This is a genomic window from Streptomyces sp. NPDC033966 (assembly GCF_055575955.1).
Genome location: NZ_JBVIRQ010000009.1, coordinates 316985 through 339950, shown reverse-complemented (window position 1 = coordinate 339950; position 22966 = coordinate 316985). Strand labels below are relative to the sequence as shown.

16 protein-coding genes and 1 pseudogene are annotated in these 22966 nt (G+C 71.9%); 8 read left to right on the top strand and 9 right to left on the bottom strand.

Annotated features, from left to right (window positions below; all coding sequences use genetic code 11):
- The first annotated feature begins 9 nt into the window (after positions 1 to 9).
- Positions 10 to 555, top strand: coding sequence for a type 1 glutamine amidotransferase domain-containing protein (locus tag ACZ518_RS26040; protein ID WP_469115395.1), 546 nt, complete (start codon positions 10 to 12; stop codon positions 553 to 555).
- 88 nt (positions 556 to 643) lie between these two features.
- On the opposite strand, the gene ACZ518_RS26035 is transcribed toward ACZ518_RS26040, so the two are convergent.
- On the bottom strand, positions 644 to 799 hold the full coding sequence (locus ACZ518_RS26035; protein ID WP_469115394.1) for a hydrophobic protein: 156 nt from the start codon (positions 797 to 799) through the stop codon (positions 644 to 646).
- Positions 800 to 923: 124 nt separating this feature from the next.
- On the opposite strand from ACZ518_RS26035, the gene ACZ518_RS26030 reads away from it, so the two are divergent.
- Positions 924 to 1082, top strand: a complete 159-nt coding sequence (locus ACZ518_RS26030) for a hypothetical protein (protein ID WP_469115393.1) — start codon at positions 924 to 926, stop codon at positions 1080 to 1082.
- Between the two features lie 49 nt (positions 1083 to 1131).
- Here the strand turns inward: ACZ518_RS26030 and ACZ518_RS26025 are convergent, their stop codons facing one another.
- Both ACZ518_RS26025 and ACZ518_RS26020 read right to left on the bottom strand, forming a co-directional pair.
- On the bottom strand, positions 1132 to 2511 hold the full coding sequence (locus tag ACZ518_RS26025) for an esterase/lipase family protein (RefSeq protein WP_469115392.1): 1380 nt from the start codon (positions 2509 to 2511) through the stop codon (positions 1132 to 1134).
- Positions 2508 to 6971 (bottom strand): hypothetical protein, encoded by a 4464-nt coding sequence (locus ACZ518_RS26020; RefSeq protein ID WP_469115391.1) that lies wholly within the window; start codon positions 6969 to 6971, stop codon positions 2508 to 2510. Before ACZ518_RS26020 ends, ACZ518_RS26025 begins: the two co-directional genes overlap by 4 nt.
- Positions 6972 to 7108: 137 nt before the next feature.
- On the opposite strand from ACZ518_RS26020, the gene ACZ518_RS26015 reads away from it, so the two are divergent.
- A complete protein-coding gene (locus ACZ518_RS26015; RefSeq protein ID WP_469115390.1) occupies positions 7109 to 8110 on the top strand; it encodes a translation initiation factor 2 in 1002 nt (333 codons plus the stop codon).
- Positions 8111 to 8225: 115 nt separating this feature from the next.
- On the top strand, positions 8226 to 9713 hold the full coding sequence (locus tag ACZ518_RS26010) for a SulP family inorganic anion transporter (protein ID WP_469115459.1): 1488 nt from the start codon (positions 8226 to 8228) through the stop codon (positions 9711 to 9713).
- Between the two features lie 51 nt (positions 9714 to 9764).
- Here the strand turns inward: ACZ518_RS26010 and ACZ518_RS26005 are convergent, their stop codons facing one another.
- The 3 genes from ACZ518_RS26005 to ACZ518_RS25995 form a co-directional block, all read right to left on the bottom strand.
- On the bottom strand, positions 9765 to 10568 hold the full coding sequence (locus ACZ518_RS26005; protein ID WP_469115389.1) for a helix-turn-helix transcriptional regulator: 804 nt from the start codon (positions 10566 to 10568) through the stop codon (positions 9765 to 9767).
- A 31-nt stretch (positions 10569 to 10599) separates the two neighbouring features.
- Positions 10600 to 12324 carry an amidohydrolase gene (locus ACZ518_RS26000; RefSeq protein ID WP_469115388.1) on the bottom strand — a complete coding sequence of 575 codons (1725 nt, stop codon included), beginning with the start codon at positions 12322 to 12324 and terminating at the stop codon, positions 10600 to 10602.
- 199 nt (positions 12325 to 12523) lie between these two features.
- Positions 12524 to 14470, bottom strand: coding sequence for an APC family permease (locus ACZ518_RS25995; protein WP_469115387.1), 1947 nt, complete (start codon positions 14468 to 14470; stop codon positions 12524 to 12526).
- Positions 14471 to 14741: 271 nt separating this feature from the next.
- Between ACZ518_RS25995 and ACZ518_RS25990 the strand changes: the two are divergent.
- Together ACZ518_RS25990 and ACZ518_RS25985 are read left to right on the top strand one after the other, a co-directional pair.
- Positions 14742 to 14978 (top strand): annotated as a pseudogene (locus ACZ518_RS25990) (winged helix-turn-helix domain-containing protein); the annotation flags it as partial.
- Between the two features lie 51 nt (positions 14979 to 15029).
- Positions 15030 to 17576, top strand: coding sequence for a DUF4118 domain-containing protein (locus ACZ518_RS25985; protein ID WP_469115386.1), 2547 nt, complete (start codon positions 15030 to 15032; stop codon positions 17574 to 17576).
- 40 nt (positions 17577 to 17616) lie between these two features.
- Here the strand turns inward: ACZ518_RS25985 and ACZ518_RS25980 are convergent, their stop codons facing one another.
- On the bottom strand, positions 17617 to 17838 hold the full coding sequence (locus ACZ518_RS25980; RefSeq protein ID WP_469115385.1) for a ferredoxin: 222 nt from the start codon (positions 17836 to 17838) through the stop codon (positions 17617 to 17619).
- The gene (locus ACZ518_RS25975) at positions 17835 to 19028 is read right to left on the bottom strand and encodes a cytochrome P450 (protein ID WP_469115384.1); all 1194 of its coding nucleotides are present in this window, start codon (positions 19026 to 19028) and stop codon (positions 17835 to 17837) included. The genes ACZ518_RS25980 and ACZ518_RS25975 overlap by 4 nt, the downstream gene beginning before the upstream one ends.
- 180 nt (positions 19029 to 19208) lie before the next feature.
- On the opposite strand from ACZ518_RS25975, the gene ACZ518_RS25970 reads away from it, so the two are divergent.
- Positions 19209 to 19883 carry a GbsR/MarR family transcriptional regulator gene (locus ACZ518_RS25970; RefSeq protein WP_469115383.1) on the top strand — a complete coding sequence of 225 codons (675 nt, stop codon included), beginning with the start codon at positions 19209 to 19211 and terminating at the stop codon, positions 19881 to 19883.
- Between the two features lie 60 nt (positions 19884 to 19943).
- Here ACZ518_RS25970 and ACZ518_RS25965 read toward each other — a convergent pair whose 3' ends face one another.
- Entirely contained in the window at positions 19944 to 21947 is a 2004-nt protein-coding gene (locus ACZ518_RS25965) for an APC family permease (RefSeq protein WP_469115458.1), read from the bottom strand.
- Between the two features lie 207 nt (positions 21948 to 22154).
- Here ACZ518_RS25965 and ACZ518_RS25960 point away from each other — a divergent pair, with 207 nt between their 5' ends.
- On the top strand, positions 22155 to 22673 hold the full coding sequence (locus ACZ518_RS25960; RefSeq protein ID WP_469115382.1) for a hypothetical protein: 519 nt from the start codon (positions 22155 to 22157) through the stop codon (positions 22671 to 22673).
- The last annotated feature ends 293 nt before the right edge of the window (positions 22674 to 22966 follow it).

Genomic DNA, 22966 nt, shown 5'->3' with positions numbered 1-22966 from the left:
GTGGATTCGGTGCGCATCGCCTTTCTGACCGCGCCCGAAGGCGTCGAGGAAGTGGAACTGACAGCGCCGTGGAAGGCCGTGGAGGGGGCGGGCTGGAACCCGCGGCTGGTCTCGACGCAGCCCGGACAGGTGCAGGCCTTCGACCACCTCGACCGGGCCGGCCGCTTCACCGTCGACCACGTGCTCGCCGGGGACACCTCCGACGCCTTCGACGCTCTCGTGCTGCCCGGGGGGCTCGCCAATCCCGACGCCCTGCGGATGGACGACCGGGCCGTCGGCTTCATCCGGAGCTTCTTCACCGCGGGCAAGCCGGTCGCCGCGATCTGCCACGCCCCGTGGACCCTGGTGGAGGCCGACGTCGTACGCGGCCGGACCCTGACCTCGTGGCCGAGCCTGGCCACCGACATCCGCAACGCCGGCGGCACCTGGGTGGACGAGCCGGTACGGGTCTGCCGGGCTGCGCCGTCGACGCTGGTCACCAGCCGCAAGCCGGACGACCTGGACGTGTTCTGCGCCGCCGTCCTGCGGGAATTCGACCGGAGCACGCGGGCTTGAGGACCGGCCCGTCGTCACCCGGACGGCGGCGGCAGTGTCCGGGGGCCCGCCGGATCCGGCGGGCCCCCGGACACTGCCGTCCGGCGCGCTACCACCGGTACCAGCGCCCGCCGCTGCCGTGGGCGACGAAGCCCACGAGCCAGAGCACCAGCACCGCGATGGCGATCCACCAGAGCAGCTTCACGGCGAAACCGGCGCCGAACAGCAGCAGAATCAGCAGCAGGACCAGAAGGAGCGGAACCATGACCCACCTCCAGAGCAGGACGGCCGGGGAGGGGCACCCGAGGGCCGGGCGCCCGCAGGGAGCGCCTGCCCCCGCTCTCCCGCTCCATGCCTGGGTCCGGTCCGCCCGAGGAGAGGTGAGTGATGTGACGCATCCGAGTCCGCCCCCGCCCGACGGCCCCGAGCCGGTGCCGTCCGGCCCCGAGCCGGTACCCCGCGACCCCCAGCCGGAAGACCCCCCGCGCCGCCCGTCCGGCCCGCCGGACGGCAACCCCGAGGAGCCCGTGCCGGAACCGCCCGACTGACCGCGTCGCTCCCGTCCCTGCGCCGGGCGGCTGGGCCGTGTCTTCGGGCTCAGGCCGGGCCCGGCATCACCAGTACGGCGTCCCGGCACGCGTAACCGGTCGTCGGGGAGGACACCTCCAGGGTCCACGTCCCCGGTTCGGCCCGTACTTCCGCGCGGAAGCGGCCGTCGCCGCCGGGCCGCATCGGATCGACGGAGAGGCACCGGCCGTCCTCCGCGAGGCGCCGGACGCGGAGGTCCATGGCGCGGTCCGCGTTCTCGGCCCACACCTCGATCGGCTCCCCCGCCAGGGCCACGTCCGGGAGTTCGATGCCGATGTCGTGGTCCGAGGCCAGGAACCGGGGGCGTTCGACCCCGTTGCAGATGTTGCGCAGCTGGTACTGGACGGGGGCGGCGTCGAGGAGCGAGGCGTGCCGGTGCGGGAACCACATGGTCGACGCCGTGGTGCGGTGCTCCGGAGGGGTGGCCGAGAGCTGCGGGACGGTGCCGTCCCCCAGCCACGGGCCGCCGTCGCCGGGCAGGCCGTCGTGGAACCGGGGGCGGCCCGCGGCGTCGAACGAGACGCTGTGCGCGGTGCGGTGCGTGGCGCCGCCCAGGGGGACGAGGTCGTAGCCGGCGGCCCCCCGGGCCTCGTTCGCCCTGGCGGCCTTCTGCATCTCCCGGTGGAACCTGAAGGCGTCCACGACCATGGCGGTCGGCAGGCCCGCGACCGGCGGGATCCCGCTGAGCTGGGCCGGGTAGCCGTCGTCGGTCACGACCGCCTTGTAGACCGGGAGCAGCTGGTGCAGGGACGGGTACGTCGAGCAGACCTCGGCCATCGCCTCCCGCCAGGGGGCCGGCAGTGGTCCGAGACCCTCGCCGAGCAGGAACCGCAGCGCCTTCACGCTGCCCAGGTAGGGCGTGCCGAGGGAGGCGACCGCGCGCGTCACCTCACGGCCCCCGAGCACCTCCACGTAGTGCCGCACGACCAGGCCGCCCATGGAGCGGCAGACGAACACCACCTTGGCGTCCCGGGCGCCCGGGAACCGCTCCCGGTCGGCGGTGGTCCGCCACCGCCGGAGGCGCTCGTCGACGAACCGGTCGAGCTTCATCGCGGAGTTGACGTTGCTGAGCCGCCAGTCGTAGGGGAACACGGCCAGCCGCTCGCGTGCGATCCCCAGCCGTTCGGCCAGTCCGCCGTAGCCGAGGTGCGCCACGAGACCGGGCAGGACGCGCTGGGTCCGGATCGGGCCGCCCAGGGACAGGGCGTGCGGCGGCTCCGGGTCCTCGTCCCCGATCCCCTTCTGCAGCCGCAGCCGCTCCAGCAGTCTTCCGGGCCGGAGGACCCCCATGGCGGCGGCCTGCGGGCTGAGGTTCCAGACGTCCGCTCCTTCCCAGGTCAACGCCGTGCCCATGATGCCCGGCACGACAACGACGAGATCGTCCTTCACGGCAGCTGCTCCTCCACGAGTGAGACGGGTGGACGGGACGGGACGGCGTTCCCGGCGGTGACCGGAACGCCGAGACGGATCAGGTTCTCCGGGGTCAGCAGAAGCTGGTCGCAGCGCAGGGCCGCCTGCGGCCCGCCCCGCACCAGGAGGGTGATCCCGGCGTCGCCGAAGGCGGAGACCACCTGGGAGACGTCGTAACCGCGGGGTTCGACATCGGGGAGCGCCCGCTCGGCGACGACGTCCCACAGGTGGAGGCGGCCGGAGGTGTTCCGCCAGCCGACCAGCAGCGGCCGGTGGGCCGGGCCCGCCAGCGCGAGGCCGTCGAGGGGACCGGCACCGGGTGGCGGCGGCAGGGTGGTGCCCGTGCCGAAGAACCAGCCCTCGCACTCGGCGATCTCCACCTCGTTGCCGGACGCGATGGCCACCAGCGGGACCGTCGTGCGCCCCTTGCGCAGGACCCCGGTGGCGACCGCGTGGATCAGGACGGAGTCCACGGGGAAGGGCCTGGCCCCGGCGGCGGCGAGGTCCCAGACGCGTACGGCGTCGCCGCCCCAGGCCGAGAGCCAGGACCGTCCCCCGGGCGTCCCGGCCACGGCGAGGCGTTGCACGCCGCCCGAGGCGCCCATCGGCCGCGTGGTCCCCCGGGTCCAGCCGGTCCCGGGCGCCGGGGCGCGTTCCCAGCAGGCCACGCCCTGTCCGGAGGGCCAGAACAGTTCGAGGCGCCGCCCGGCGGCCGCGCGCAGGGCGACCGAGGGTACGGGTACGTCGCGTGCGCCGTCGAGGTGGAGCTCCTCGGTGGCCTCGGTGTCCAGGCCCGGGCCGAGGGTCCACACGCGGGCGGTGCGGCGGCCGACGGCCGTCACCGTCCACCGTTCCGCGGCCCGCACGGCGGCGACGGCGGTGACCGGATCGCCGTGGGTCAGCACCGGGCCGACGAGCCGGGGGCCGGCCGGGGTGTGCAGGCTCACGAGGACGTCCGTGTCCTGCGATCTGCACAGCAGGAACTCCCCCGCCGCTCCGGTGGCGACCGCCGCCCGCGGGTTCGCCCGCGGGTCGCCGCCCCGGGCCCGCCGGCCGGCCGCGGGCGCGGCCCGCTCACCGGGAGAGTGCGGTTCCCAGACCCGGACGCGGGTCTCGTCCGCCACGGCGAGCCGCCCCGATCCCGCGGGGTCGAACGCCAGCGATCTGTGGTGGCTGGTGCACGGCAGGGGCACGTGCTCGGTGCCCGATCCGGACCAGACCCGAACCTCGGAGCCTTCGCGCACCGCCACGAGCAGTCCCCCGGGCCCTTCGCCCACGTTCACCGCCTGCCCGGCGCTGCGCGCGTGGAAGAGGAGTTCACGGCCGTCGTCGAACAGCGGGTCGGGCATCCGCCAGACCGAGAGCGTGCGGCCGTCCAAGGCCGCGAGGACGGCGCCCCGGCCGTCCGGCAGGGCGAACGCGGACAGCGCCCGCACGGGCTGGTCGGTGCCCAGCAGCGGTGCGGCGCCGTGCAGGGGCTCGGTGGGCACGGTGCCGCGGAAGGGAACGGCCCAGAGGGTCAGTCCCCCCGGCCCGCCCGCGACGGCGGTGACGGCGCCGTCCAGCGGGAGGAGCTCCACGGACGACACCGCGGCGGGCAGCACGCGTAATCGCAGCAGATCGCGGGCGTAGGCCCGCCTGCCGTCCCACTTCCACAGCCACAGCCGCCCGCCCTCCACGGCTGCCAGGTGCACCAGCCCGTTCCACCGGGCGGCGGCGACGGCCTCGGGCGACCCTCCCCAGTACAGCTCTTCGAAGGGGTGCCGCTCCTCGCCGCGCCAGAGCCGCAGCGCCCGCCCGTCGTGCGTCGCGATCACCCGGTCGCCGCCGCCTCCGGCCACCGCCAGCCCCCGCTGCCGGCCGGCCGCGGTCCAGCCCGCCGGTCCGGTGTCACGGCCCCGGACCTCCTGGCCGTCGGCGGTCCACGACCTGATCACCCCGGCGCCCGCCGCGTGGATGAGGCCCTCGCCCCGACCTCCGCCGTGTCCCTCCCAGTGCACCGCCAGCGCACCGCCCATCGGCGCCGGCCAGCTCCGCTGCAGCGGGAGCCGGTCCGCACTGCTCCACACGTCGTCCCAGAACAGCTCGGGGGGCCGGGGGATGCCGCGGAGGACCTCGGCGGGGAACACCGCGAGAGCGGTCGCCCGCAGCACGGCCCACCGCGCGGCGGGTGCCGGATGGGTACGGAAGTGATCGGCGACCTGCGCGTAGAGCGCCGGCCGGGGCGCGACCGCCAGGCGGGTGGCCACCAGCGGTTCGAGGACGTCCGGCGATGCGTGCACGGCGAAGTGGTAGTCGCTCGTCAGCTCGTCCAGAGTGGCGTCGCCGGCGAGCGCGGCGTGTGCGGCGACGTAGTGCGCCACGTAGGGTTCGGCGCTCGCCCAGTCCTCGCTGCGCGACGGGCGCAGGGCCAGGACGACGCGCCGGTGGAGCCGCCGCTGACGGGCGTCGTCGCCGAGCAGGTGGGCGCCGAAGCTCGGATGGTGCAGCCGGTGGACTTCCGTGCCGAACTCGCCGTCCCGGGCGATGACCACTCCCCTGGCCACGTCGATCACGTGTCTGAGGTCGTCCTCGGTGTACTCCCTGCTGCCGGGCGTGCGCACGGCGTCGGCCATGGCCAGCCAGACGCGGGGCTGGGGCAGCCCGTTGCCCTGGGCCAGTGCCAGGGGGCGCAGCAGATCGCGGACGCGGGTGGGTTCGGCCGGGTCCAGCCGGTCGAGTTCGTCGCCGAGCAGCGAGTCCAGGACCGCGGTTCCGTGCCGCAGCTCGCCGTCCAGCCGGCCGGGCTCCGGCAGCTCGCTCAGACCGGCCAGGCGGCGTGCCCAGAGCGTGGCGACCAGGAAGAGGCCGTTGCTGCGGGAGGCGATGTGGCGGGCGGTGGTACGCAGGGACTCCTCGGCGCCGGCGATCCGGTAGGGGGAGCCGTCCTGGCCCAGCAGGCGCTCGACGTGCCGCGCGATGTCGCCCTCGGTCTCGGGGAGCCGGTCCAGTTCGACCGGATCCTCGCAGTGGAGGGCCTCCAGCAGGGTCTCGGCGGGGGGTTGGCCGGGCAGGTTCCTGCGCGCGTTGGGGCGGGTGGTGGCCACCACCTTCACCAGGGGTGTTCCGGAGAGAGGGTTGATCAGCCCGCGCGCGATGTCGAACGCGTGCCCGGCCGCCGCCTCGTCCAGTCCGTCGAACAGCAGGGTCAGGCTGCCCTTGCGCTGTGCGAGGGCGGCGATCCGCTCGACGAGGACGTGCGGCGCGGTGGGGGCGGGCCCGTCGGGCCGGCCGAGGCCCAGGGCGCCCAGCCGGCGGCCGAGTTCCTCGCAGAGGGCCGCGAGGGTCTTGCCCCGGCAGTGCAGGGCTGCGTGTACGGAATAGAGCTCGGGCTGGATCCGGGGCCGCCGGCCGGCGGGCAGCGAGGCCGCGAAGCGGCGTGTCGTGAGATGCGCGAGGTAGGTCAGCAGCGTGGACTTGCCGGCGCCGGAGGCGCCGGAGAGGGCGAACAGGCCCGTGCTCCTCGTCGCCATCCAGGTGACCAGTTCCCCGAGGACGCGGTCGCGGGAGGAGAAGTCGCGCAGGTTCCTGCTCTCTCCGGAGCCGGAGAAGAGCGGCATGACGTCGTCGCTGAGCTCCTCGCCGATCCACGACTCGTCGTCCGAGGGGCGCAGGGCGGGCTTGACGCGCTCGGAGCAGTAGGGGTTGAGCAGGAAGTCGGGCCGCAGGGTCCGTACCTCGTACCACTCGGGCACCTGGTCCTTCATCAAGGCCCTGACGGCGAGCATGAGGTGCGTGAACGCGACGACGGGGTTCTCCCGGTGGAAGAGCGGGACCGCGCGCGTCTGCGCGTCGGCCGTGTCCAGCACCTCACCCAGCCGGGCGACCCACCGCCCCTCGACCGCCTCCTCGTCGGCTTCGGCCGTCGCGATCACGGCGAACCCGGCGTCGCTCCTCTTCCCGTCCCCCGCCCGCCCTCGGGCCGCCTTGACCTGTTCGTTCACGTCGTCCAGTGCCGTTCCGGAGAAGCAGGCGTCCAGCACGAGGAGGGTGTCGGTGGTGTCCTCGGCCAGCCAGGAGACGAGTTCGGCGGCGGAGACGGCCCGGGCGGGGTCGAAGTGCCCGGCGGCATAGGAGTCCTGGCAGGCCAGGTAGAAGCTGTCCCCGACCCTTTCGCCGTGCCCGGTCCAGTAGAGGATCTTCCGGCCCGCCGGCTGCTCGCGCAGTCTCACCACCAGCTCCCGGACGCGCTCGCGCTCCAGGGGCGGGCCGGCGGTGCCGGCCTCCCCCGTGCTGGCGGCCCGCAGGGGCGGAGCGTCGAAGCCGAGCCGCTTCGCCTGCTCGGTGAAGTGACCGGCACTGCGGCGCAGGTAGGAACGGTCGCGCCGGCGGAGGGCGTCTCCCTGGTACCGGTCCACCACCACCGTGGCCACGACGCCGTCGTGCGGGACGTCGACCATCCGGAACCGCCTTCCCCCGTGAAGCCCCAGCCGGAATCCGTTCACCCGCCGACGGGGCGGAGTGTGGGAACCTGGCCCCCGCCATGCGGCGCATGGCACGATTTTCACTCAACTCGACATCACACCAAGGGGTTTCGGTGACACAGCGAGAGGGATTCGTCGTTGGGGATCTCCTTACGGACTGTTACGTCTTCGAGGGGGACGGTACCCGCCCGATCCTCGAGGAGAACGTGAAGGTCATCCACGAGCCCGGGCTCCGCCGGGTGTCGCTGCCCCTGGAGGTGCAGCGGTGGCGCCGGGCGATCCAGGCGGAGGAGGAGCGCAAGCAGGCGGCGGGTGAGCCCCACCGGTGGAACAACCCCCGCTTCGCCGTGGAGAGCATCGTGCTCTCCCGTACCGACGAGGACGAGCTCCCGGTCGTGCAGCTGAGGCTGTGCGACGCCGACTACTTCGACTTCCTGGCCACGTCGGTCAACCTCGACACGCCCCTGCGCGAAGGCGAGCCCGCCACCCTGCGCACCCAGTACCTGGAGGACACCGACCCGGTGACGGCGCCGGCCTTCCTCTCCTGCAGCTTCGGCGTCAACGTGGCCGTACGGACCGGACCCGACCGGCAGATGGTCTTCGCCCGCCGCAGCGCCAGTGTGGCGGGCCACAACACCGAGCGCTGGAACTCCTCGGCGAACGAGGGCCTCGCCGCCGTCCACGACGTCCCCGGGGACGGCTCCCCGATCAGCCTCCACGCCGTGGCCCGCCGCGCGCTGCGGGAGGAGCTCGCCGTCCAGGACGACGACGAGGTCGAGCTCGAGCTGCTCGCCTTCGCCCTGGACCTGCGGGGGCACCAGTGGGCGGCCTTCTACCGCGCCGTGCTCCCGGGGCTGACGGCCGACGACCTCACCAGGCGCCGCAGCAGGGGTGTGGAGGACAAGTGGGAGCACGACCAGTTCAGGTTCGTCCCCGCCGACCCGGACAGCGTCCTGGACTTCCTCCTGGAGGAGGGCCGGGTGTGGACCCCGTGCGCGCCGGCGCTCTTCTACATGGCCCTGGTGCGTGAAGCCGTCGTGGCACGCGGCGGCAGCCCCTCGGGCCGCCTCGACGTCGAGGCCGCCGAGCGACGGGCCGTGGCCCGGCGCAGGTAGGGTCTTCTGCCGGGCGCGGCGAAGGTACCGTGGAGGGTCGTCCCGTCTCCCCCGTACGTCCGCCCGCCGGCGGTGTGCCCGCCCGACAGGTTTGCCCGTCTTGCCCGACTCCGCTGTGTCCGTATCCGCGCGGCCGCGCTCCTTCCGCCCGTCCTGGCTGTCACCGAAGGTGCTGCGCACCGAGGTACTGGCGGGCCTGGTGGTCGCGCTGGCGCTGATCCCCGAGGCGATCTCCTTCTCGATCATCGCGGGCGTCGATCCCGCGATCGGTCTCTTCGCCTCCTTCACCATGGCCGTGACGATCGCGGTCGTCGGCGGCCGTCCTGCGATGATCTCCGCCGCGACGGGGGCGGTGGCCCTGGTCATCGCCCCGCTCAACCGGGAGCACGGCTTCGGCTACCTCGTGGCCGGGGTCATCGTCGCGGGGTTCATGCAGATCGCGCTGGGCGCGCTGGGCGTGGGCAAGCTGATGCGGTTCATACCGCGCTCGGTGATGGTGGGCTTCGTCAACTCCCTCGCCATCCTGGTGTTCATGGCCCAGGTTCCGCAGCTGCGGGACGTGCCCTGGGCCGTGTACCCGCTCTTCGGCGCCGGCCTGGCGCTGATGGTCCTCTTCCCGAGGATCACCACCGCCGTCCCCGCTCCGCTGGTCTCGATCGCGGTCCTCACGGTGATCACGGTCGCGGCGGGCATCGCCGTGCCGACCGTCGGTGACAAGGGCGCGCTGCCGTCCTCGCTGCCCGTCCCCGGGCTGCCGGACGTGCCCTTCACGCTCGGCACCCTGGCCACCGTCGCCCCGTACGCCTTCGCCATGGCACTCGTCGGACTGATGGAGTCCCTGATGACGGCACAGCTCGTCGACGAGATCACCGACACCCGCTCCTCGAAGACCCGGGAGGCCGTGGGCCAGGGCGTCGCGAACATCGTCACCGGCTTCTTCGGCGGCATGGGCGGCTGCGCCATGATCGGCCAGACCATGATCAACGTGAAGGTCTCCGGCGCCCGGACCCGGCTGTCGACCTTCCTCGCCGGCGCGTTCCTGATGGTGCTGTGCATCGTCTTCGGACCGGTGGTCTCCGGCATACCGATGGCCGCCCTGGTCGCCGTCATGGTCATGGTGTGCTTCGCGACCTTCGACTGGCACTCCGTGGCGCCCGGGACGCTGAAGCGGATGCCCGCGGGCGAGATCACGGTCATGGCCGTCACCGTGGCGTGCGTCGTCGCCACGCACAACCTCGCCGTCGGGGTCGTCACGGGGTCGGTCACCGCGGTGGTCATCTTCGCCAAGCGCGTCGCCCGGCTCACCGAGGTCACCGCGGTCACCGACCCCGACGGCGGTCAGGTCGTCTACGCCGTCACCGGCCAGCTGTTCTTCGCCTCCTCCAACGAACTCGTCGGCCGCTTCGACTACGCCGGCGACCCCGACCGGATCGTCATCGACCTCTCCGCCGCCCACATCTGGGACGCCTCCTCGGTGGCGGCGCTCGACGCGATCGAGCACCGCTACGCCCAGCGCGGCAAGACCGTCGAGATCACGGGCCTCAACGGGCCCAGCGCAGGCCTGCACAGGACGCTCAGCGGCGAACTCACCGCTGCGGGGTGACGGCCGCGCTCGTTGCCCGCGCGCTCGACGGCCGCGCGCTCGCGGTCCCGCTCAGCCGGCCGGGGCGATTCCCCAGGCCGCTGCCCGGGCGGCCGCGGCCGCCCGGTTGGGGAGGTCCAGTTTGGCGAGGATGTGCTCGATGTGGGTCCCCACCGTGCGCGGCGTGACGTGGAGGCGCCCGGCGATCTCCCGGTTGGTACGGCCGGCGGTCAGTTCCGCCAGCACCTGGAGTTCCCGCGGCGAGAGTCCGCCGGGCTGCCAGGTGTCGGTGGGCCGCGCCTGCGAGGACCTCGCCGCGCTCGTGCGTCCGGCCGCACCGGCCTCCTCGCGGAGGTGCCCCGCGCGGGGGTCGACGACCGCGGCGAGGGCCTCGGTGAGCAGGGTGACGGCCGCGCGCGCCGGATCGGGTGCGTGCCGCGTCCGGCGGGTGCTGACGTTCAGCATGCCGACGTACCGGCCGTCCGCGGCGAAGAGGCACTGGGCGACACCGTCCTCGATGCCGAGCGGGGTCAGCACCTCCTGGAAGCCGGGGGACGCCTCCAGGAGGTGCCTCGGGACGTCCCCCATCCAGAGCCCGCCGCGGGCCGGGCTGCGCAGCACGGGGAACACCGGGTCGCGGTGGAGGCGGGTCTCGATGTAGTCCGTTGCGTCGTCGGGATAGCTCCCGGCAAGGGTGGTGTGGCACCGGCGCAGCGGGTCCCAGCGGGCCAGGGAGGCGTGGTCGTACTCCATCAGCTCCGACAGGGCCGTCAGGACCGGTTCGACGCCGGTCTCACCGGTCGTGGCGCTCCGGGCGGCCTCGCGGACGCGGACGGCCGCGTCGAGGAGGTCCGCCGTGCTCCGCTGCTCTGTCATCCCCCAAGGATGATCATGTGCCCGGAATACGTCAATCGCGAAGGGTGTCGTGCACCACCCGCCCGTCCATGACGGTGAGGACGACGGGCATCGACGGGATGTCGTGGGGATCGGCGGCGAGCAGGTCCCCTTCGAGCACGCAGAGGTCGGCGACCTTGCCGGGTTCCAGGGAGCCCTTCCAGTCGTCGGCGAAGTCCTGCCAGGCGGCGTCGATGGTGTACGTACGGATGGCCTCCGCCAGGCCGATGCGCTGCTCGGGGCCGCTGACCCGGCCGGTCGCCTTCGACTCGCGCAGCACCATGGTGGCGACGCCCTGACGCCAGTCCGGGTGCGTGACGGGGGCGTCGGACCCGCTCGCGACCCGCACGCCGGCGTCGATGGCATCGCGGTAGGGCCAGGCGTAGGCCGCGCGGCCGGCTCCGACGAACTCCTCCTCCATGTCCGCGACGGTCCACTTGATGGTGGGGTTCATGTTGACGCCGAAGCCGTGCGCGGCCAGGACCTTCATGCTGTGGGCGGTGAGGAAGTCACCGTGGATGACGTAGTGGCGGGCGTCGGGCCGCGGGTACTCGGACGCGGCCTCGGCGAAGGCGTCCGCCACCGCGTCGATGGCCCGGTCGCCCGTGACGTGGACGCCCAGCTGGTGACCGGCGGCGTGGGCGTGCCGGATCATGGCGCCGATCTCGGCGATCCGCTCGGAGTCGGTCTCGCCGCCCACGCACAGCGAGCCGCAGCCGCCGCCGACGTACGGGTCGTGCATCCAGGCGGTCTTGTTGGGGACGATGCCGTCACCGAAGATCTTGACCCCGTGGACGGCCAGGCGGCGGCGGGTATCGGTGCCGTCGGACGCGTCGAGGACGTCCAGGGCATCCAGGGCGTCCAGGGTGCGGGCGAACTCCTCCGCGGTGCCGGCCATTCCGGTGGGCAGGAGCAGTACGCCGACGCGGGCGGTCAGTTCGCCGTCGGCCAGCAGGCGCCGGTAGACGTCGAGGGTCTCCCCGCCGAGCGCGCCCCGCATGATGCCGTCGCCGCCCGGGCCGAGCCCCGGCTCGGTGTAGCTGGTCACGCCCAGCCGGGCGAGGGTGGCGAGGGTCGACCTGATCGCGTCCGTGCGTTCCTGCGGGCCGAGTGACGGCAGCGCGTTCTGGACGAGGGCCTGGGCCCCCTCGTGGAGCAGCCCGGTCGGTTCTCCCGACGCGTCCGCGACGATGGCCCCGCCGGGCGGGGCGACGGTGTCCCGGTCGATCCCGATGAGTTCCAGCGCCTTGGCGTTGACCCAGGTGGCGTGCCCGGAGAAGGAGTAGAGGACGACGGGGTGGTCGGGGCTCACGGCGTCGAGGTCGTGCCGCGAGGGCAGCCGCGCCGGATCGGCGAGGCACTCGTCGAGATAGCCGGTGTCCCAGCCGTGCCCGGTGATCCACTGTCCGTCCGCCGCCCGGCCGACGGCCTCCCGTACGGCCTCGGCCACGTCCGCGAGCGAGGACACCGCGGGATGGCCGAGGTCGAGGGAGAGCGGCGGCGTGGACATGCCGAAGGCGCATCCGTGCAGGTGGGAGTCGTTGATGCCGGGCAGCAGCGTCGCGCCCCGCAGGTCGATGACGCGGGTGCCGGGTCCGACGAGGGGCGCGACGTCCTCCCGGCCGCCGACGGCGCTGATGATCCCGCCGGTCACGGCCAGGGCCGAGGCGACGGAGAACTCCGCGTCGACCGTGACCACCTTCCCGCCGAGAAACACCAGGTCCGCATACGTGTCCACAGAAGGGTCCTTTCGAAGACCGGGCGCCCCGCGGCCGCCCGCAAACGATCTCCCCAGGACTATGTCCGGACCTCCTCCTCCCGCACATCGGTCATCCCACCGATACGGGCTCCGCCTCAGGCGCCACGCCGCCCGTCGCACGTGCGGCTCTGCCGGGGTGGCCGACCGGCGGCAGGACCCACAGCTCCGACGCTGGGCGTCAGCCGGCGTGGACGTGGGGGCGGCGGGTGCGGTCGGGTTCGGCCTCGCGGATGACCTCGCGTGTGACGGGGGCTACCTCGCCCTGGCCGAAGAGGAAGAAGCGCAGGAAGTTGGCCATCGGGTTGCCCTCGGTCCACTCGAAGTAGATGTGGGGGCGCTGCCCGGTCTCGTCGCGCACGTACAGGAGGAAGGCGGCGAGCGCGTTGGGGATGGAGGAACTCTCCAGCGTCAGGACGCGGTAGCGGTCGTGCAGGACCTCGCCGCGCACGCGCATGCCGGATTCGAACTCGGACGCGTCCAGGACGGTGACCTCGACGAACATGACGTCGTCCTCGGACGGGATGTCGTTGTCGGCGCGGATCTGCTGCTTCTTCTGCCGGTACTCGTCGAGGTCCCGGTTGTCGGGCTCGTTGGCGATGAAGCGGATCGTGCGGTTGGCGGTGTCGCGGATGAAGCGTTGCGCCATGTCGTCGAGCTCCACGTGCGTGACGCGCAGTTCGAAGACGCGGGCGAGGCGGGAGAGGAGGGAGAGGGCCATGATGCCGGCGATGAAGCAGGCGCCGATCTTCACGCCGTCGGGGCGTTCGATGACGTTGACGCCGGTGGTGTAGAGCAGGACGACCGAGATCGCGGCGAAGGCAATGGTCCAGCCGCGCTGGCCGGCGCGGCGGGCGGCGATGGTCACGGCGACGGCCGCAGAGGTGAACAGGACGAGGACACCGGTGGCGTACGCGCCGCCCTGGGCGTCGACGTCGGCGTCGAAGAGCCAGGTGACGAGGAAGGCGATGAGGGTGAAGACGATGACCATGGGGCGCAGGGCGCGGGCCCAGTGGGGGGCCATGCCGTAGCGGGGAAGGTAGCGCGGCATCAGGTTGAGCAGGCCGGCCATGGCCGAGGAGCCCGCGAACCACAGGATCAGGATGGTCGAGACGTCGTAGACCGTGCCGAAGGCGGAGCCGAGGTGCTCGTGGGCGAGGAAGGCCAGGGCGCGGCCGTTGGCCTCGCCGCCGGGCTTGAACTGGTCGGCGGGGATCAGCAGGGTGGTGACGAAGCTGCTGGTGATCAGGAACGCGCTCATGATCACGGCGGCGGTGGTCAGCAGCTTCTTGGTGTCACGGATGCGGCCGGCCGGCTTCTCGTCGGTGTCGTCCGGGTCTCCTTGGACGTGCGGCATGACCGCGACACCGGTCTCGAAGCCGGACATGCCGAGCGCCAGCTTCGGGAAGACGAGGAGGGCGATGGCGACCATCATGATCGGGTTGCCGTGCTCGGCGGTCAGCGCCTCGGTCCAGTCGCCGATGACGTGCGGCTCCGAGATCACCTTCCAGAGGCCGACGGCGATGACGACGACGTTCAGCGCGAGGTAGGAGATGACCAGGACCACGGCCACGCCGATGGCCTCGCTGAATCCCTTGAGGAAGACCGCCCCGAGCAGGGCGATCATGATCAGGGTGATGATCATCTGGTGGCCGTTGAGCGTGCTGGTGAGGTGCGGGTTCTCCACCAGGTGCGCGGTGGCGTCGGCCGCCGAGAGGGTGATGGTGATCAGGAAGTCGGTCGCGGCGAAGCCCAGCAGGGTCAGGACGAACAGCTTGCCCTTCCAGAAGGAGAGCAGCCGCTCCAGCATGGCTATGGATCCCTCGCCGTGCGGGCTCTCCTGGGCGACGCGCCGGTAGACCGGCAGCGCGCCGAAGAGGGTGAGTATCACCAGCACGATCGTCGCCACCGGCGACAGCAGACCGGCGGCCAGCGCCGCGATGCCCGGCTGGTAGCCCAGCGTCGAGAAGTAGTCGAGGCCCGTCAGGCACATCACCCGCCACCACGGACGCCCGTGGACCGCAGTCCCCGACGTCTCGGGCTGGGAACCTGACTGGTGCTTCGTCTGCTCAGTCAGGCCTTCCAGAAGCCACGATCGCAGGCGGCTCGTGGGGTTGGCAGTGGCCATCGTAGGTTGCTCCATGTCGTACGGCTTGGATCCAGCCATCAATGCGATGGCTGAGCCAGCGTACGGAAGCTGTTAAATCCTGCACGCGCGGGGCGCAATCCTGACGCGTCCTTAACGCGGAGGCGATGCCATGGGGGTGCGTCGGCCCTCATCCAAGGCCGGGGATGGTGGAGACCACGAGGTCGATGAGCTTGATGCCGACGAAGGGCAGGACGAGGCCGCCGAGTCCGTGGACGGCAAGGTTGCGGCCAGGAGGGTGGTGCGCGGAGACCGCACGGTCCGGCTGACCCCGACCGAGTGGCACCTGCTGGAGCTGCTGATCGCCCGCCCCGGTCACCTCGTCTCCCAGCGCAGGCTGCTGCTGGAGGTCTGGGGGCCCACCTACGCGGAGCACACCAACTATCTTCGGGTCTACATGGCCCAGCTCCGGCGCAAACTGGAGGCGGACCCCTCGCACCCCCGCTATCTGATCACCGAACCGGGCATGGGCTACCGCGTCGAACCCTGACCACGCCTACGCAGACGCAGCACATCGAGCAGAACGAGAAGTCGACACCACATGAGACGCGGAAAGCTCCGGATCTACCTCGGCTCGGCACCGGGCGTCGGCAAGACGTACGCGATGCTCTCCGAGGCCCACCGCCGGATCGAGCGCGGCACCGACTGCGTCGTCGGCTTCGTCGAGCACCACCGCCGGCCGCGGACGGAGGTGATGCTGCACGGGCTCGAAATGATCCCCCGGCGGGAGATCGCGTACCGCGACGGCACGTTCACGGAGATGGACGTGGACGCCGTACTGGCGCGCCGGCCCGCGGTCGTGCTGGTCGACGAGCTGGCGCACACCAACGTCCCGGGCTCGCGCCATCCCAAGCGCTGGCAGGACGTCGAGGAGCTGCTCCAGGCGGGCATCGACGTCGTCACCACGGTCAACATCCAGCACCTGGAATCGCTGGGCGACGTGGTGGAGTCGATAACCGGCGTGCGCCAGCGCGAGACCGTGCCCGATGAGGTCGTCCGGCGTGCGGATCAGATCGAGCTGGTCGACATGTCCCCGCAAGCGCTCCGCCGCCGCATGGCACACGGCAACATCTACAAACCCGACCGCGTCGACGCGGCCCTGTCGAACTACTTCCGTCCCGGCAATCTGACCGCCCTGCGCGAGCTCGCGCTGCTCTGGGTCGCCGACCGCGTCGACGAGTACCTCCAGGAGTACCGGGGCGAGCACAACATCCGCTCGACCTGGCAGGCCCGGGAACGCATCGTGGTCGGCCTGACCGGCGGCCCGGAGGGCCGTACGCTCATCCGCCGAGCCGCGCGCCTGGCCGAGAAGGGCGCCGGCGGCGAGGTCCTGGCCGTCTACATCGCGGCCAGCGACGGCCTCTCCTCCGCCTCTCCCAAGGAGCTGGCCGTCCAGCGCACCCTGGTGGAGGACCTCGGCGGAACCTTCCACCACGTCATCGGCGACGACGTCTCGCACGCTCTGCTGGAGTTCGCCCGCGGTGTGAACGCCACCCAGATCGTCCTCGGTGTGAGCCGCCGCAGGCCCTGGCAGTACGCCTTCGGCCCCGGGGTGAGCGCCACGGTGGCCCGCGAGTCCGGCCCCGACCTCGACGTGCACATCGTCACGCACGACGAAGCGGCCCGGGGCCGCGGGCTGCCGGTCGCTCGGGGCGCCCGGCTGGGCCGCTCGCGCATCATCTGGGGCTGGCTCACGGGCGTCGTCGGCCCCGCTCTGCTCACCTTGCTGCTCAGCCAGGTCGTTCCCGAGCTCGGACTCGCGAACGACATGCTGATCTTCCTCACCTTCACCGTCGCCGCCGCCCTGCTCGGCGGCCTGTTGCCCGCGCTCGCCTCGGCCGCGTTCGGCTCCCTGCTGCTCAACTACTTCTTCACGCCACCGCTCTACCAGCTCACCATTTCCGACCCTCGCAACATCGTCGCCATCTCGATCTTCTTCGGGGTGGCCGTGTCCGTGGCCTCCGTCGTGGACCTGGCCGCCCGCCGCACCCACCAAGCCGCCCGGCTGCGCGCCGAATCCGAGATCCTCTCCTTCCTCGCCGGCAGCATCCTGCGCGGCGAGGACTCCCTGGACGCCCTGCTGGAGCGGCTGCGCGAAACGTTCGGCATGCGGTCGGTCGCCCTACTGGAACGCGTCAGCGAGGTGGAACCCTGGACCATCGCCGCAGCCGTGGGCGCCCACCCGGCCACCCGGCCCGAGGACGCGGACGTGGACATGCCCATCGGCGAGAACATGGCCCTGGCCCTCTCGGGGCGGGTGCTGCCCGCCGAGGACCGGCGCGTGCTCGGCGCCTTCGCCGCCCAGGCAGCCGTCGTACTCGACCGCCAGCGCCTGGTCGACGAGGCCGGCAAGGCCCGTGAACTCGCCGAAGGCAACAAGATCCGTACGGCCCTGCTCGCCGCCGTCAGCCACGACCTTCGCACGCCGCTGGCCGGCATCAAGGCCTCCGTCACCTCGCTGCGCTCCGACGACATCGAATGGTCCGAGGAGGACAGGGCCGAATTCCTCGAGGGCATCGAAGAAGGCGCCGACCGGCTGGCCGCGCTGATCGGGAACCTCCTGGACATGTCCCGCCTGAACACCGGCGCCGTCGTTCCGCTGATCCGCGAGACCGACCTCGACGAGGTCGTCCCGATGGCACTGGGCGGCGTACCCGACGACAGCGTCGAACTCGACATCCCCGAAACCCTGCCGATGGTCGCCGTCGACCGCGGCCTCCTCGAACGCGCCGTCGCCAACATCGTCGAGAACGCCGTCAAGTACAGCCCGACCGGTCATCCCGTCCAGGTTTCCGCCAGTTCCCTGCAGGACCGCGTCGAGCTTCGTGTCGTGGACCGCGGACCGGGTGTCCCGGACGAAGCCAAGGACCGGATCTTCGAACCGTTCCAGCGGCACGGCGACGCTCCCCGCGGTGCCGGGGTCGGACTCGGCCTCGCCGTCGCCCGCGGGTTCACGGAAGCCATCGGTGGCACGCTGACCGCCGAGGACACCCCCGGCGGGGGCCTCACCATGGTCCTGTCCCTGCCCACCGCCGCCGGTGCCCAGCCGCAGGCGCCCCCGGAACTCCCCGCCTCCGCCATCACCTGAGCCGGTCCGGAGAAGCATCCGGGTGGGGTCGCCCCGGGCGCTAGGAGCCGTTGGATTCCGGCTCGTGGAGGGTGATCGCCCCGGACGGGCACACGCCGAGAGCCATCCGAGCGGCCGCGAGATGGGTGGTGGCCGGCTCGGCGCGCAGCAGGAGTACAAGGCCGTCGCCTGAGTCCTGGTCGAACACCTCGGGGGCGGTCATGGCGCACATCCCGGCGCCGATGCAGCGCTCACGGTCGACGCTGAGGCGGGTCGTGCTCATTTCTCGTCCCAGGTGACCGGAAGGCTCTTCACCCCGAAGATGTCCGCGGCCTCGGGGCGCAGGCGGACTTCGTCGGCCGGCACGGCCAGGCGCAACGTGGGGAAGCGTTCGATCAGGGCGCGGAACGCCACCCGCATCTCGACGCGGGCCAGCTGCTGGCCCAGGCACTGGTGGATGCCGTGGCTGAAGGCCAGGTGCCCGTCGTACGGCCGCCGGACGTCGAGCACGTCGGGCTCTGCGAAGCGTTCGTGGTCGCGGTTGGCGGTGTTGATCGACAGGACGACCGTCGTGCCGGCCTCGACGGTCTGGCCGCCGACCTCGACGTCCTCCAGCGCCGTCCGATGGAAGGTCTTGGCGACGCTGAGGTACCGCAGGAGCTCCTCCACCGCACCGTCGGTGAGCGCGGGGTCGGCGCGCAGCGCGGCCAGCTGCACCGGGTTCTGCAGCAGCGCGAAGGTGCCGAGGGACAGCATGTTGGCGGTGGTGTCGAAGCCGGCCGCCAGCAGGATGAGGCTGATCCCCTTCAGCTCCTCGTCGGTCAGGTCGCTGTCGGTGAGCTCGCTGAGCACGTCGTCGGTGGGGTTCGCGCGCTTGGCGGCGACCAGCTGTGCGAGGTACTCCTGGGTCGCGGTGTAGGCCGCGATCAGTTCCTCGTCGCTCACCTCGCCGCCCATGAACGCGTCGATCTGCTCCTGGAACGAGGCCCGGTCCTCGTACGGGACGCCCAGGATCTCGCAGATCACGATGGTGGGGATGGGCTTGGCGAAAGCGGTCACCAGGTCCGCCGTCGGCCCGGCCTTCTCCATGGCGTCCAGGCACTCGGCGGTGATCTGCTCTATGCGCTCGGTGAGCAGCCGCATCCGCCGCACGGTGAACTTGCCCACCAGCGGCTTGCGGTAGCGGCTGTGCTGCGGGTCGTCCATGAGGAGGAACTCGCCGGGCGGCGCCGGAGGAAGCTCGAAGTCGACCACGTTCATCAGCTCCTTGCGCGAGCTGAACCGGGGATCGGCCAGAACCGACCTGACCAGGTCGTATCCCGTGATCATCCAGCCCGGCTTCCCGCCGGGATGGGTGTACCGGCTGATGGGGCCGTGCCGGCGGGCGTCGATCAGCTCTGCCGGCGGGTCGAAGGGACAGCCGGACCGACGCTCCGCCGGCAGCGTCGCGACCGTGTGGAGGGACTCATTCATGACCATTCCCCATCTCGCGATATGACGTGTTTGCGGTCTCTCGAAAGCTACGTTGCATTCAGGGTGTCGTCAATCGCACGAATGAGTAACTCCAGGTGAGCGGCGATAAATTGATGCAATGACTGGAATCAAACGCAACGCTGCGTTGCAATGACTGACAGCAAAGGCAATACTGCCGGCATGCCAGGAGGACGGTTGACCCAGCAGGAGCGCCAGCGCATCGCGGCCGGACTCGCCGACGGCCTCTCCTATGCCGAGATCGCCAGACGGCTCGAACGTCCGACCTCGACGATCAGCCGGGAGGTCTCACGCAACAGCGGACCAGGCGGCTACCGGCCCCAGCAGGCGCACCAGGCGACGGCCCGGCGGGCGCGGCGCGGCACACCGGCACCCCCGCACGCGGACCCACCGCCGCGCGGCACGACGGATGACGAGATCATCGAGCTCGCGGTCAGGTCCGGGATGCCGAGGATGACCGCACGCGTGCACGTCGACCTGTTGCTTTCCGAGGACGGCAGGCGCACCGCAGCAGAGTTGGCCCGCCGGCTGAAGGTCAGCCCGGCCTCCGTCTCCGTGGCCGTGAACCTCCTGGTCCAGCACGGGTACGTCCGGCGCGAGCGCGATCCGCAGCGGCGTCGCGACATCTACGTGGTCGACGACGAGGCCTGGTACAACTCGATCGTGATCAGCGCGCGCCAGACACTCGAAACGGCGCAGGCCGCGATGGACGCGGCGGAGGCGCTCGGGCCCGACAGCCCCGTGGGGCAACGGCTGGGCAGGGGAGGCGCTTTCCTGGAAAGGGTCATCCACGACATGAGGGAGTCCGCCGACCGCTGGCGTCCCCTCCTCACGTGACGGGTCCCGCCGCCCCCCTGCCGGAGTCGGCACAGGATCTCCTCGGTCCTCTTCACCGGGTCAGTCCCGGGCAGCGCCCTTCGGCGCGGTGTGGGCGGCGGCCTGGTCGGGAGGGTTGGGGGGTTCGCCGCGGCGGACCGAGCCGGGCGCGCGGGCGGCCGCGTGGTCGGCGACGGCAGCGGACGTCAGCTGCCACGGGACGCTCGTCACCATCACCCCGGGGGTGAAGAGCAGGCGGCTCTTGAGCCAGAGGGCGGACTGGTTGTGGAGGAGGTTCTCCCACCAGTGGCCGACGACGTACTCGGGGATGAAGACGGCGACGACGTCGCGCGGACCGGCACGGCGCATGGAGCGGACGTACTCGACCACGGGTTTGGTGATCTCGCGGTAGGGGGATTCCAGGACCTTCAGGGGCACCTCGATGCCGAAGTCCTCCCACTGCTTGCGCAGGTGGGCCAGGCTCTCGGGGTCGACAGCGACGGTGAGGGCCTCCAGTTGGTCCGGCCGGAAGGCGCGGGCGTAGGCCAGGGCGCGCAGGGTCGGCTTGTGGACGGTGGAGACGAGGACGATCGCCAGCACGCGGGACGGCATCTTGCCCTCGGCGCGCGGGTCGGTGACGGCGAGTTCGGCGGCGGTCTGGTCGTAGTGGCGGCGGATGCCGCGCATCATCAGCCACAGCAGCACGGCGGCGAGTACGGCCAGCCAGGCGCCCTCGGTGAACTTGGTGGCGAGCACGATGACCAGGACCAGGCCGGTGACGCAGGCCCCGGTGGCGTTGACGACCCGGGCCAGCTGGTGGCGGCGGCGCAGGACCGGGTCGGTCTCGGTGCGCAGTTCGCGGTTCCAGTGCCGGACCATGCCGGTCTGGGAGAGGGTGAAGGAGGTGAAGACGCCGAGGATGTAGAGGTGGATGAGGCTGGTGACGTTCGCCTTGTAGCCCCACAGCAGCAGGCCGGCGACGATCGCCAGGGCGAGGATGCCGTTCGAGAAGGCGAGCCGGTCCCCGCGGTTGTGCAGCTGGCGCGGCAGGAAGCGGTGCTGGGCGAGGATCGATGCGAGCAGCGGGAAGCCGTTGAAGGCGGTGTTCGCGGCGAGGATCAGCACCAGGGCGGTGGCGGCCTGCAGGAAGTAGAAGCCGACGCTGTCGCTGCCGCCGAAGACGGCCGCGGCCAGCTGGGCGATGACCGTGCGCTGGGTGTGGCCCTCGCAGCCGGCCAGGCCGGTGAGGCGGCAGGCGTCGTCCGTGATGTGCACCTTGGAGACGATCGCGAGGGTGGTGACACCGACGAACATGGTGATCGCGATGATGCCCATGGCCGCCATGGTGCCGGCGGCGTTCTTCGACTTGGGCTTGCGGAAGGCCGGGACGCCGTTGGAGATGGCCTCCACACCCGTCAGGGCCGTACAGCCACTGGAGAAGGCGCGCAGGACGAGCATGACCAGGGCCAGGCCGGCCAGGTCCGCGTCGCCCTCCTCGGGGGTGATGCCGTACGCCGCGCTCTCGGCCACCGGGGCGTCACCCAGGAGGTAGCGCAGCAGACCGGTGCCGACCATGACCAGGACGCCGCCGATGAACAGGTACGTGGGGGCGGCGAAGGCCTGACCCGATTCGCGCACGCCGCGCAGGTTCATCGCCGTCAGCAGGGCCACGAAGCCCAGGGCCATCACGACCCGGTACTCGGCCAACGACGGCAGCGCCGAGATGACGTTGTCCACGCCGGAGGCGACCGAGACGGCCACGGTCATCACGTAGTCGACCAGCAGCGAGGCCGCCACCACCAGACCGGCCGAGGGACCGAGGTTGACCGAGGCGACCTCGTACGAGCCGCCGCCGCTCGGATAGGCGTGGACCACCTGGCGGTACGAGAGCACCACGACGGTCATCAGCGCGACGACCGCGACCGCGATCCAGGGCGTGAAGTGCAGGTACGCCAGGCCCCCCAGGGTGAGGACCAGCAGGATCTCCTGCGTGGCGTAGGCCACCGAGGACAGCGGGTCCGAGGCGAAGATCGGCAGCGCGAGCCGCTTGGGCAGCAGCGTCTCGCCCAGTTCCTCGCTGCGCATGGCCCGCCCGATGAGGAGGCGCTTGAGGATCTCGGTCAGCGTCGGCACGGTGTGACCGTAACCCCGTCCCCCGAAGATCAGTACTGGAGCGGGCATTCGGCGCAACCGGCGCCAGGACCCCGTTCACGACCCATCAGGATCACATCAAGATCCGCGGCGTCGGCCCGCGGTGTCCCTAGCCTCGGTCGTATGAGCCCTGGTGGAGGCATGTCCGCTCGGACGCCGCGGCCGCCCGTCTGCGATCAGGCCTGGCCAGGCGCTCTGCGGACCGCCTTCGTCTGCGCCGGCGCCCTGCTGGCCCTCCTCCTGCTGGTCGACGCCGTGTCCGGGGAACTCACTCCCGCCCGTGCCGGACTGTGGGGCGCACTGGCGGCACTCCTGTTCGCGGTGCTCGTGCCGCCCCGGGTCACGGCAGGCGACGGCTGGGTCGCCTCGCGGGGGCTGCTGCGCGGGCGGCGGGTACGGACTGACGGCCTGGTGTCCGTGCGCTGGCCCATGGGGATCGGGCAGCGGCTGGTGCTCCAGGACCTCCACGGCGTCCGGGTCGAGCTCGACACGAAGGTGCTCACCGGCACCCCGGCCCTGTGGCAGCTCCTGGACCAGGGTGTCCGGTCTTCCCTGGAGCGGGGCGCCATGACCTCCGGGGTAGCGGACTGGCAGCGGCTGTCCCGTGGGATCAACGGCGAAGCCGCGCTCCTCGTCTTCAAGGTCTCCGGTCTGGAGTAGCCCTGGCGAGCTGCTGCCGCACTTCTCACCGGTCTCGTCAGCATCGCATCAGTGGTCCGACAAGGCCGCATCAAGGCCATTGAGTTGGGGATGCCGAGTCGGTTTGGATGGAGAAGTGAACACAGGTCAGCGCCACGACGACCGGCCACCGCATCCGGTGTAGCCGGCCCGGCGCCCTGTTCGCCTTCCGGCGCGCGTCCAGCGTCCGCTGACACCTGCGCGGCCTGCCTGCCGTACCGGCCTCCTCCCTCCCCGTGGCCCGCATCGCTACCGCGGTGCTCCGGGAGCCGTAT